8 protein-coding genes and 1 pseudogene are annotated in these 12,046 nt (G+C 62.4%); 6 read left to right on the top strand and 3 right to left on the bottom strand.

What is annotated here, in order from left to right; translation table 11 throughout:
- Window positions 1-274: 274 nt before the first annotated feature.
- Window positions 275-1,945 carry a putative bifunctional diguanylate cyclase/phosphodiesterase gene (locus QMK47_RS28635; protein WP_253470370.1) on the top strand — a complete coding sequence of 557 codons (1,671 nt, stop codon included), beginning with the start codon at window positions 275-277 and terminating at the stop codon, window positions 1,943-1,945.
- Between the two features lie 110 nt (window positions 1,946-2,055).
- Here QMK47_RS28635 and QMK47_RS28630 read toward each other — a convergent pair whose 3' ends face one another.
- Window positions 2,056-3,450 (bottom strand): NorM family multidrug efflux MATE transporter, encoded by a 1,395-nt coding sequence (locus QMK47_RS28630; RefSeq protein WP_057449584.1) that lies wholly within the window; start codon window positions 3,448-3,450, stop codon window positions 2,056-2,058.
- A 158-nt stretch (window positions 3,451-3,608) separates the two neighbouring features.
- Between QMK47_RS28630 and QMK47_RS28625 the strand changes: the two genes are divergently transcribed.
- The 4 genes and pseudogenes from QMK47_RS28625 (at window position 3,609) to QMK47_RS28615 (ending at window position 8,548) form a co-directional block, all read left to right on the top strand.
- Window positions 3,609-4,529: a LysR substrate-binding domain-containing protein gene (locus tag QMK47_RS28625; RefSeq protein WP_214510101.1), complete on the top strand. Its 921-nt coding sequence runs from the start codon at window positions 3,609-3,611 to the stop codon at window positions 4,527-4,529.
- A gap of 187 nt (window positions 4,530-4,716) precedes the next feature.
- A pseudogene (locus tag QMK47_RS28865) lies at window positions 4,717-5,790 on the top strand (Cache 3/Cache 2 fusion domain-containing protein); the annotation flags it as partial.
- Between the two features lie 42 nt (window positions 5,791-5,832).
- The gene (locus QMK47_RS28860; protein ID WP_413817787.1) at window positions 5,833-6,693 is read left to right on the top strand and encodes a methyl-accepting chemotaxis protein; all 861 of its coding nucleotides are present in this window, start codon (window positions 5,833-5,835) and stop codon (window positions 6,691-6,693) included.
- 640 nt (window positions 6,694-7,333) lie between these two features.
- Entirely contained in the window at window positions 7,334-8,548 is a 1,215-nt protein-coding gene (locus QMK47_RS28615; RefSeq protein ID WP_253470366.1) for an aldose 1-epimerase family protein, read from the top strand.
- 6 nt (window positions 8,549-8,554) lie between these two features.
- Here the strand turns inward: QMK47_RS28615 and QMK47_RS28610 are convergent, their stop codons facing one another.
- Window positions 8,555-10,048, bottom strand: coding sequence for a YifB family Mg chelatase-like AAA ATPase (locus QMK47_RS28610; protein ID WP_320389618.1), 1,494 nt, complete (start codon window positions 10,046-10,048; stop codon window positions 8,555-8,557).
- Between the two features lie 266 nt (window positions 10,049-10,314).
- On the opposite strand from QMK47_RS28610, the gene QMK47_RS28605 reads away from it, so the two are divergent.
- Entirely contained in the window at window positions 10,315-11,592 is a 1,278-nt protein-coding gene (locus QMK47_RS28605; protein WP_320389617.1) for a HAMP domain-containing sensor histidine kinase, read from the top strand.
- Window positions 11,593-11,610: 18 nt separating this feature from the next.
- On the opposite strand, the gene QMK47_RS28600 is transcribed toward QMK47_RS28605, so the two are convergent.
- Entirely contained in the window at window positions 11,611-11,871 is a 261-nt protein-coding gene (locus QMK47_RS28600; protein ID WP_060740084.1) for an accessory factor UbiK family protein, read from the bottom strand.
- Between the last annotated feature and the right edge of the window lie 175 nt (window positions 11,872-12,046).

The following is a 12,046-nucleotide window of genomic DNA, read 5'->3' as shown; positions in this document are numbered from 1 at the left end:
GACAGAGTCAGGGAGTCGTTTGCGAAATGGGCCGGCATTTTAACAGGCTCAGAGAATTGTGCTGCTCTGTCCGACTTGTGACGCACAGCGCATTGTCATTTGCCGCTTCCGCTACTTTCACGCAGGATGTGGGGCCAATTGCGTTCAGCGCAGGATTTGGGAGTGGAAAAAAACCACCAAAACCGCGTGTTTGAGAACCATTGGCATTGGTCATTGCCCATCGGCGCGTCATAATGCCCGGCGCCTACCACCTTGCAGAGTCTAGGGAGTCAGCTTGTCAACGCCTGTCGAACCCTTGCGTTTGCTGTTATTGGCCCAAGAGCCTGCGTGGTCAGCAATATTGCGCGAGTGCCTGGCGCCCTTGGGGCCCTCGGTCGTGTTGATCAGTGCCCCGAGCTGGGAGTCAGTCAGCAGCCTGTTCGAAGATAATCGCAACGCGGTGTTGCTGACCGTTGCGGCGTTGCAGCCGGCGCCGGGCCGTTGCAGCCTGCCGACGATCCTGTTGCTTGAGCACGAGCCGGCGGTTGCCCCCGACGGTGTCAGCGACTGGTTGGTGCGTGATGTCCTCGACAGCGCGACCCTGCGTCGTTGCCTGCGCCATGTGCGCGAACGCGGCGTGCTGGAAAACACCTTGCAGCGCCTCGCCGAACAGGACCCATTGACGGGCATCGCCAATCGCCAGGGTTTCCAGACGCTGCTGGCGGCGCGCCTGGCGGAAAACGACGGCCGTGGCCTGGCGCTCGGTCACCTGGACCTGGACAACTTTCGTCACGCCAACGACGCCCTCGGCCACCAGGCTGGTGACCGCTTGATCCTGCAAGTGGTGTCGCGGCTCAAGAGCTCGCTCGAGGCCGGCGATCAATTGGCACGGTTGGGCAGTGATGAATTCGCCCTGCTGATCGACACTCGCCGCGCACCTCAGCGGGCCGAGTGGATGGCCGAGCGCATTACCGAAGCTTTGGCCGAGCCCTACTGGGTGGACGGTGAAAGCCTGTTGATCGGCTGCAGCCTGGGCGTTGCCCACGCCCGCGCCCAGGCCGGCGCCGATCCGCTGATGTGGCACGCCCACATCGCCATGCAGCAGGCCAAGAGCACCCAGGGCTGCACCTTTCATATTTTCAACGAGCGCATCAATCGCAACGCCCGCAGCCTCGCCGACCTGGAAAGCGAACTGCGCCGGGCACTGCGCCGTGACGAGCTGGAACTGCATTACCAGCCACGGCTGAACCTCGATGGCGGCCACATTGTCGGCCTCGAAGCGTTGGTACGCTGGCGTCACGGCGAACGTGGCTTGCTGCCACCGAGTGAGTTCGTGCCGCTGGCCGAACAGAGCGGCCTGATCGTGCCGCTGGGCTACTGGGTGATTTCCCGGGCGCTGCGGGACATGCAGGCCCTGCGCGAGCGGGGGCTGGCGCCGTTGCACATGGCGGTCAACCTGTCGTTCCGACAGTTCCAGGACAGCCAGTTGCTGCCGACCTTGAGCCGGCTGATTGCCGAGCGGGGTGTCGAGGCGCAATGGCTGGAGTTCGAGCTCACCGAAACCGCCGTCATGCGCCGCAGCGAGCTGGTCAAGCAGACCATGGATGCCCTGGGCCGCCTGGGGGTACGCTTCTCCCTGGACGACTTCGGCACCGGCTTCTCCTCGTTCGTGCACCTCAACAGCCTGCCGATCGCCTTGCTCAAGATCGACAAGAGCTTCGTCGGTGGCATGGAGCAGCGCGAAGAGAACCGCAAACTGGTGCACGCGATGATCAACCTGGCGCACAACCTCAACCTGGAGGTGGTGGCCGAAGGTGTGGAAACCCAGGAACAACTGGACCTGCTACGCGGCTTCGGTTGCGATCAGGTGCAGGGTTTCCTGATCAGCAAACCGTTGCCGTTGCCGGAGTTGGTTGAGTACTTGACGTTCGAGGGTGATCAGCAATCGATGCTGGAAATCAGCTGACACAAACCCCTGTGGGAGCGAGCTTGCTCGCGATGGCGATAGGTCTGTCCCATTTAGTTTGACTGACACACCGCTATCGCGAGCAAGCTCGCTCCCACAGGGGATACGTCTCAATCGGCCTGGATGGCCTCGAAACGCTGCCGTCCGGGTTCACTGCGAATCATCCGCTTCATCTTCCATTCAAACGCCGCTGTCAGGCTCACGGCTGCGCAGGCCAGCCCCAGGGCCAGGCCCCACCAGACGCCGGTCGGGCCCCAGTTCAGGTGGAACGCCATCCACCACGCCGCCGGCGCGCCGATCAGCCAATAGCAACCCAGGCCCACCAGGAAGGTGGTCTTGGCGTCCTTGAGCCCGCGAATGCAGCCCATGGCGATGGTTTGCGTGCCATCGAACAGCTCGAACCACGCCGCCACCGCCAGCAGGCTCACGGCCAGGTTGATCACCTCGCGAAACGCCGGGTCGTCGTGGTCCAGGAACAAGCCGATCAATTGATGGGGCAGCAGCCAGAACACCATGGCGAACGCCAGCATGGCGGCCGCGCCAAAGCCGATCCCGACCCGACCGGCCAGGCGTGCCATCAGCAGTTGCCCGGCACCGTAGTGTTGGCCGATGCGCATGGTGATGGCGTAGGACATTCCGGCCGGCACCATGAACGCCACCGAGACGATTTGCAGTGCGATCTGGTGGGCTGCCAACGGCGTGCTGCCCATGGTGCCCATGCACAGCGCGGCGAACGCAAATAGCCCGACCTCCACCGCGTAGGTGCCGCCAATCGGCAGGCCCAGGCGCCACAGTTCCTTGAGGTACTGGCGATTGGGCCGCGACAGGCCGTCGAGCAATGGATAGGCGCGGTAGGCCGGGTGCCGATGGATATGCCAGGCCAGCGCCAGGGCCATGCAGTTGGCAACGATGGCCGTGACCAGGCCGATCCCCATCAAGCCGAGTTTCGGCAGGCCGAACATACCGGTGATGAGCGCGTAGTTGAGCAGGAAGTTGGCCACCGTCCCGCCGAGGCTGATCACCATGACCGGTGTGGCCCGGCCGATGGCGCTGGTGAAGCCGCGCAGGGCCATGAAGCTCAAGTAGCCGGGCAGGGCGAACGGCAGCGCCAGCAGGAACTGTCCGGCGGACAGCACGTTGGTTTCGGTCTGGCCGAACATCAGCAGCACCGGCTTGAGGTTCCACAACAGCAACCCGGCCATCAGCGCCATCAGCCAGGCCAGCCACAGTCCGGCCTGGGTCAACCGGGTGGCGCCTTCGACATCGCCTGCGCCCTGGCGGATCGCGACCAGGGTACCCACCGCGGCGATCACGCCGATGCAGAAGATCGATACGAACGAATAGGTGGCCGCCCCGAGCCCGCCGCCGGCCAAGGCTTCGGGACTCAGGCGCGCCATCATCACGGTGTCGGTGAGCACCATCAGCATGTGCGCCAACTGCGAGGCAATCAACGGCCCCGCCAGCCGCAGGATGGCCCAGAGTTCGGTACGCACAGGATGCCGCATGATCATCACGCTCCATGTTCAAACAAGGCAGTAAAGCAACGATTCTCGGCGCTCTCGGCGGATTGCACAAAGGGATAAAAAAGATCGCTGGCATGATTAAAACTCATGCTGAATACGTTTCTGGTAGGGTTTGCAAACAACGCCATGGAGCTTTTGCGATGTCTCGTCGTCTTCCTCCTCTTTATGCGCTGCGGGCATTCGAAGCCGCGGCGCGCTACAGCTCGTTCACCCGCGCCGCTGAAGAGCTGTCGATCACGCAGAGCGCCGTCAGCCGGCACATTCGCACGCTGGAAGATCACTTTGCCTGTCGGCTGTTCCTGCGCAGCGGCCGCAACCTGCAATTGACCGAGGCGGCGCGGTTGCTGTTGCCGGGCGTACGTGAGGGCTTCATGGCGCTGGAGCGGGCCTGCCACACCTTGCATGGCGAGGATGGCATCCTGCGCATGAAGGCGCCTTCCACGCTGACCATGCGCTGGTTGTTGGCGCGCTTGAGTCGCTTCCGGCATTTGCAGCCTGGCAACGAGGTACAACTGACCAGTGCCTGGATGGACATCGACGCGGTGGACTTCAACGTCGAGCCCTTCGATTGCGCCGTATTGCTGGGCAACGGGCACTTTCCGGCGGACTGGGAGGCCAGTTTGCTGTTTTCCGAAGAATTGATCCCGGTGGGCGCGCCGAACCTGCTGAACGACCAGCCCTGGGATGTGGCGCGGTTGGCCAGCGCTGAACTGCTGCACCCCACGCCGGATCGCCGGGACTGGCGCAATTGGCTACAACGCATGGGCCTGTCCGACAAGGTCTCGCTCAAGGGGGGGCAGGTATTCGATACCCTGGAGCTGGGCATGATCGCGGCGGCACGTGGCTATGGAGTCTCCATGGGCGATCTGCTGATGGTGGCCGAGGATGTCGCCCAGGGCCGCCTGAGCCTGCCATGGCCGACGGCTGTCGCCAGTGGTGAACACTATTACCTGGTCTGGCCGAAAACCCGGCCGGGAGGTGAACGTTTGCGCCGGCTCAGCGACTTCCTCCAAGGTGAGGTGAAGGCCATGCAACTGCCCGACGTGCAGCGTCTGGGCTGAAACGTTGCAATTGGCGTGCTAGCCACTTGACATTAATCCGTCCAAGCCGCTCAAGTATTTGGCTTTGCCGCCGAATCCGTGAAGATGGAACCTTCGTTCAGAAAGGCCAACTTACACCTCACCCCGAATAAAATGCCGAGCGTGCGAGCGTGATCAGGATGATCCGGTCTCTCGGCCAGGAGCCGTCATGTCTCAACCCCGTGCCCGGATCGCCTCACAGCTAGGCCTTGCCCTCGCTGTGATATTGGCGGTCGTGATCTCCGGCAGTACCGTCTTCGCCCTGCGTTCGCTGGACGCTGCCAACCTCGCCACCCGTGAAGAACATTTGGCCAGCGAAGCGCGCCTGATGGCCGATCAGCTCAATACGTTCCACAGCACCTTGCGCGAGAGCACTCAGCGGTTGGCCGGTCTGTTCGAGAAGCGCTTCGGCGCGGGCCTGAGCGTGCATCCGGACCAGCCGGTGACGGTGGCGGGCGTACAAACCCCAGGCTTGAGCCTGGGCAGCGAAGTGTTGAACAACAACTTCAAGGAAGTGGATGAGTTCAAGCAAATGACCGCCGGGGTGGCGACGGTCTTCGTGCGCAACGGCGATGACTTCATCCGCGTCAGCACGTCATTGACCAAGCAGGACGGTACGCGGGCCATTGGTACCGTGCTCGACCGCGCCGGCCCTGCCTACGGTCCGGTGATCAGCGGGCAGAGCTACATTGGTCGAGCCTTGCTGTTCGGACGTTACTACATGTCGCAGTACACGCCTGTACGTGACAGCAGCGGCAAGATCATTGCCGTGCTGTACGTAGGCTTCGACTACACCGATGCGCAGAACGCGCAGTTCGAAAACCTCAAGCGCTTCCGCATTGGCCAGACCGGTTCGTTGGCCCTGCTGGACGAACAAAACAAGTGGCTGGTGCCGCCGGCCGGCGTGCAGGCGTTGGACCAGGCGAGCGCGACCATCGTTGGCCTGGTCAAGAAGCCGGGCAAGGGCGCGTTCTGGACCGATACCGCCGAAGATTTCTACAGCGTTGCCGTACCGTTCGAAGGTGGGCCGTGGGCGGTGGTGGCGAGCATGCCCAAAACCGAGATTCGCGCCGTGACCTGGAGCGTCGGTACGCAACTGGCCATTGGTAGCCTGCTGGCGATGTTGTTGGCGGTCGGCTCGGCGATGTGGTTGCTGCGCAGCAAACTGGCACCGCTGGGGGACCTGGTGCGCCAGGCCGAAGCCTTGGGCGCCGGTGACCTGAGCGTGCGCCTGAATGTGTCGAGCCATGATGAGATCGGTCAGTTGGCCCGTGCCTTCAACCAGATGAGCCAGGCCTTGTCGACCATGGTCGAGCACATCCGCAAGGCCTCCCAGGAGGTCAACAGCCGTGCCCAGGCCCTGTCGGGGTTGTCCAGTGGGGCGTATGAAGGCATGGAACAGCAATCCGGCGAAATCACCAGCATGGCCGGCGCAGTGGAAGAGTTCAGCGCAACGTCGTTGGACATTGCCGACAACATGGGTAACACCGAGCGCCTGGCCCAGGAAAACGCCCAGCAGACCCGCATTGGCCGGACCTCGATGGACGAAGCGTCGTCGTCCCTGGAGCAAATTGCCGGCGCGCTGAACAGCACCGCCACGGTTATCAATACCTTGGGTCAGCGTTCCCAGGAAATCGGTGGCATCGTGGGTGTGATCACCTCGATCGCCGAGCAGACCAACCTACTGGCCTTGAACGCCGCCATCGAAGCCGCCCGTGCAGGCGAGCAGGGCCGTGGTTTCGCCGTGGTGGCCGATGAGGTCCGCAGCCTGGCTTCCCGCACTCGCCAGGCCACTGACGAAATTTCCAGCATGATCAACAGCATCCAGCAGGAAACCGGCAACGCCATCAGCACGATGGAGCAGGGCAACCTGTTGATGCAGGAAGGCCTGTCGCGCAACGCCAACGTGGCCACGGCCCTGGCGCGCATCGACGAGCAAAGCCGCTCGGCCGGCCAGCAATTTGCGGCGATCACCACCGCCACCCAGGAGCAAAGCAGCACCGCGACCCTGCTCAGCAGCAACCTGCAAAGCATTGCCATGGCCAACAGCGAACAGCGCCAGGTGGTCTCGAACCTGGCGCTCACCGCCAAGGAACTGGAAAAACTGGCCCAGGACCTGCGCCAAGAGGTTGATCGGTTCCGCTGAGGCATCCCGTCACGAGCAAGTTCACCCATACTCCTGTGGGAGCGAGCTTGCTCGCGATGACGGCTGCCCGGCCAACGTCATCTCAATCTGACCCACCGCTATCGCGAGCAAGCTCGCTCCCACAAGGGAATTTGCGGTGATCCCACTCCTGGCGTCCGCCGGGAATCAGGGTGGGAGCGAGCTTGCTCGCGATGACGGCCGCCCAGCCAACATCATCTCAATCTGACCCACCGCTATCGCGAGCAAGGTCGCTCCCACAAGGGAATTGCTGTGATTTCACTTCAGATGTCCACCGGGAATCAGGGTGGGAGCGAGCTTGCTCGCGATGACGGCCGCCCAGCCAACATCATCTCAATCTGACCCACCGCTATCGCGAGCAAGCTCGCTTCCACAAGGGAATTGCTGTGATTCCACTTCAGGTGTCCGCCGGGAATCAGGGTGGGAGCGAGCTTGCTCGCGATGACGGCTGCCCGGCCAACGTCATCTCAATCTGACCCACCGCTATCGCGAGCAAGCTCGCTCCCACAAAAGCTGCCACCCTAGTGTCGTTTCTTTTTTAGGAATATTGCTGTTTTTAAGCTTGCTGAAACGTTTCTTCAAGTCTATAAAAACCGCACAACTCCAATAAAAGGTCGTGACCATGACTCCGCTCAAACTTCTCATCACCCTTGGCGCCTTGGGCGCTGCCTCCCATGCGATGGCTTGGGACTACGTCCTGCTGGATACGGATAAAGCCGCTCAACCCTGGCAAATCACCAGCCAGCAACTCGGCGTGAAGACCGGCAAACCCTTTTCCGTGACGATGCGCACCCTGCACGGCGGCCGCCAGGAAGGCGTCAGCATCGTCGACATCGACAATGGCACCCTGAAGCTTTCGGTCGTCCCGACCCGTGGCATGAACGTGCTGCAGGCTTCGGTCGGGAATGTGCGCATGGGTTGGGATTCGCCCGTCAAGGAAGTGGTCAATCCGGCGTTCATCGAACTCAATGGCCGAGGCGGCCTGGGCTGGCTCGAAGGGTTCAACGAGCTGGTCACCCGTTGCGGCTACGAATGGGTCGGCCATCCCGGCATGGACAACGGTGAGCTGCTGACCCTGCATGGTCGCGCTGCCAACATTCCTGCCAACAAAGTCACCTTGCATATCGATGAAAAGCCGCCCTACGCCATCACCCTGCGGGGCGAGTTGAAGGAGCAGGCGTTCAAGAAGGTCGACTTCTCGGTGCAGACCGAACTGGTCACCGAACCCGGCAGCGTGACGTTCGCGCTCAGCGACACGCTGACCAACAACGGCGATTATCCGAAGGAATACCAAGCGCTCTACCACAGCAACTTCAGTACGCCGTTCCTGGAGCAGGGCGCCCGTTTCGTGGCACCGGTCAAGCAGGTCTCGCCGTTCAACGACAAGGCCAAGGGCGATTTGTCCGATTGGCAAACCTACCGGGCCCCCACCAAGGATTACGACGAAACCGTCTACAACGTCGTGCCATACGCTGACGCCAAGGGCGACACCCTCACCGTGCTGCACAACAAGGCCGGTAGCCTCGGTGTGTCTGTGGGCTTCAACACCGGCACGCTTCCGGTGTTCTCCCTGTGGAAAAACACCGACACCCAGGGCCAGGGCTACGTGACCGGGCTGGAGCCAGGCACCAGTTTTTCCTATAACCGCCGCTATCAGCGCCCCCTGGGTCTGGTTCCTACCATCGCGCCGAAAGAGCACAAGCAGTTCCAGATCCACTACAGCCTGTTGGCGGACAAGGGCGCTGTGGATAAGGCCCTCAAGCGCATCGATACCATCCAGAACGGTCAAAAAACCGAGGTTCGGGAAACACCGTTGGTGGACCTGAGCAAACCATAAGGCGGTTCAGGGGGTAGTTGGCCGATACTGCAATGCTTCGGCCAGATGCTCGCGGCGGATACATCCCGCTTGCTCCAGATCCGCCAGCGTCCGGGCGACCTTGAGCAAGCGGTGGGCGGCGCGCAACGACAGGGTCAGCCGTTCGCAGGCGGTTTCCAGCCAGGTTTCATCGGTTGTGGATAACTTGCAATGCTGACGCAACCCCGGCAGATCGAGGAAGGCGTTGGCGCAGCCTTGGCGCTTGTGCTGACGTTCCCGGGCTTCGGCCACCTGCTCGGCGACCGTGGCGGTATCGTCTCCGGATTCGCGCTTGGGGTTCAACGCCGTGGCTTCCCGGGCAACGGTCAGGTGCAGGTCGATGCGGTCCAGCAGCGGCCCGGAGAGTTTGTTGCGGTAACGCTGCACCATGTCCGGTGTACAGCAGCAACGGCCGCTGGGTTCGCCAAGATATCCACAGGGGCAGGGGTTCATCGCCGCCACCAACTGGAAACGCGCCGGGAAGCGTACTCGGTCGCGGGCGCGAGAAACCACGATGTGCCCAGATTCCAGCGGCTCTCTCAGGACCTCCAGCACCCGGCGGTCGAACTCCGGCAATTCATCCAGAAACAGCACGCCATGATGGGCGAGGGTGATTTCCCCTGGCTGCGGTTTTGACCCGCCACCCACCAGCGCCGGGCCGGAAGCCGAGTGGTGTGGCTGGCGAAACGGGCGCTGCGGCCAGTGGCTCAACGGTATGCAACTGGCCACCGACTGGATGGCCGCGACTTCCAGCGCCTCACTCTCGGCCAAGGGGGGCAACAACCCCGGCAGACGGCTCGCGAGCAATGTCTTGCCGGTGCCCGGTGGCCCGCTGAACAACAGGTTATGAGCCCCCGCTGCAGCAATCAGCAAGGCCCGCTTGGCCCCGGCCTGGCCTTGAACTTCGTTCAGGTCGGGGTAGGGCTTGCTGGCCGAGAGCAGCCCATTGGAAACGAAAGGCTCGACCGGTGTGTGCCCATTGAAGTGGGCCACCGCTTCGAGCAGATGGTCCACGGCGATCACCTTCAGCCCCGAGGCCAGGCAGGCCTCCTCGGCATTGGCCCGCGGCACCACCAGCATGCGCCCGGCCTTGCGCGCCGCCAGCGCCGCGGGCAATACCCCGCGCACCGGTCGTACCGCGCCGGACAAGGCCAGTTCACCGAGGCATTCCACGTCGTCCAGCGTCAGGGTTGGCACCTGCACGCTGGCCGACAGGATCCCCAAGGCAATGGCCAGGTCGAAGCGTCCGCCGTCCTTTGGCAGGTCTGCCGGCGCCAGGTTCAAGGTGATGCGTCGTGCCGGGAAGTTCAGCCCCGAATTGATGATCGCGCTGCGCACCCGATCCTTGCTTTCCTTCACCGCCGCCTCCGGCAGACCAACCATCGTCAGTGACGGCAAGCCATTGGCCAGGTGGACTTCAACGGTAACGGCAGGAGCCTCGACCCCTACTTGGGCGCGGCTGTGGACGATGGCAAGCGACATGAATCATTCCTTGAGTGAATAGGGCGCCGCGTCCTGCGGCTCTGCAAGGTTAGTCGTGGGGATGAACTTGGGCGCGGCAATTGAAGGGAGAAAATTTGGCAGGATGTTTCGAGGGCAAGTGACAGCCGAGGGGCGGCAAGCGTGATGCGGTAGCGGATATCACCGCCTCGCCTGGCCACGCAAAATGCCCGGGAAGGTCCCTCTGCTAGACTCCGATTTGCCCAGTCGGCACTTGGCGGTATCAACGGCACAACGAGGAAGTGGCCATGAACGATCTGCTGGCGCTGTTAACCGACAAGCGCTTCATGCCCCACGGGCATTGCTACATGTGGCGTCCGGACCTGCTGTGGACCAATGTGATCGCCGATGGCTTGATCGTCCTGTCCTACGTCACCATCCCCTTCACGCTCCTGTACTTTATCCACAAGCGCAAGGACGTGCCGTTTGACTGGATGCTCGCGGCATTTGGCGTGTTTATCCTGGCCTGCGGGACCAGCCATGTGATGGAGATCCTGACCATCTGGCAGCCTTATTACTGGCTGACGGCGCTGGTCAAGGTGATCACCGCGATTGCCTCGGTGATTACCGCCATCCTGCTGGTCCGGCTGGTGCCGGCGGCCCTGAAGATCCCCAGCCCGAAGCAATTGGCCAAGGTCAACGACGAGTTGCGCGAGGCCCAGGCCGAACTGGTCACCACCGCGCGCCGGGCCGGCATGGCGGAGATCGCCACCAATGTGCTGCACAACGTGGGCAATGTGCTCAATAGCGTCAATGTGTCAGCCCAGGTCCTCTACGAGAAGGTGCACACCTCCAAGGGGCCAGGGGTGGCCAAGGTCGCCCAGTTGATGAAGGAGCATCCCGATGACCTTGGTGACTTCATCAACAGCGATCCGAAAGGGCGCGCGCTACCGGACTATCTCGACAAGCTGGCCGATGCGCTGGCCGTCGAGCAGCAGGGCATGATCGCCGAGTTGGCGCAATTGACTCGCCGAATCGACCACATCAAGGAAATCGTCGCCACCCAGCAATCCTATGCCGGCAACGCCAGCGTTCTGGAGCCGGGCTCGTTGCGAGAGCTGGTCGAGGATGTCGTGCGCATTTGTGATGTGTCCCTGGCCCGCCACCACATCACGCTGATCAAGGAATTCAGCGATATCCCGCAAATGCCGCTGGACAAGCACCGAGTGCTGCAGATCCTGGTCAATCTGATCAACAACGCCAAGCAGGCGCTGGACGCGGGTACGAACCGGCCGCCGCAGATCATCGTGCGTCTGAAGACCATTGACGATGAGCGCGTGCGGGTCGAGATCGAGGACAATGGCGAGGGGATTTCGCAGGACAATCTTGCGCGGGTGTTCGAGCACGGCTTCACCACGCGTGTCGACGGTCACGGCTTTGGCCTGCACAGCTGCATCCTGGCGGCGCACGAGATGGGCGGCGATCTGACCGTGCAGAGCGCCGGGCCGGGCAGGGGCGCGGTGTTTATCCTGGAGTTGCCGCTGGCACAGGCCCCGGTCCTATCTCAACACGCTGCGAGTGGTTGAGTGGCCCGCAGGAGCTGCTTATTCCTGTGCCGGAGCCAGTCGCGCTTCCAGCTCCGCGACCTTGGCTTCCAGGCTTTCAAGCCGCGCCCGGGTCCGGGCCAGCACGACCATCTGACTGTCGAATTCTTCCCGGCTCACCAGGTCCAGTTTGCTGAAGCCGCTTTGCAGCAGGGCCTTGAACTGGCTTTCGATTTCGCTTTTGGGCAGCGGCGTGTCGCCACTCAAGATGCGGGAAGCGTGGCCGCTCAGGGCGTCGAGGAGGTCTTTGGGCGCAAGCATGGCAGGTGTCCTGAAAACAATGGCGGGCAGTGTATCACGCAGTGTCTATAGTCAATTCGCAAGCCAGGGATGCACGCTTTTCGCGCATGGGTCCGGACATCGCTGCACTGTTTTTGTGCGTATCGCTGCGGTTCATGGCGCAACGCACGTCGAGCAGGTGGCCAAGAGACTGAAA

This window comes from Pseudomonas sp. P9_35, from assembly GCF_034008205.1.
Classification (GTDB): Bacteria; Pseudomonadota; Gammaproteobacteria; order Pseudomonadales; family Pseudomonadaceae; genus Aquipseudomonas; species Aquipseudomonas kilonensis.
The sequence above is the reverse complement of the archived record's forward strand: the minus strand, read 5'-3'. Positions and strand labels throughout refer to the sequence as shown.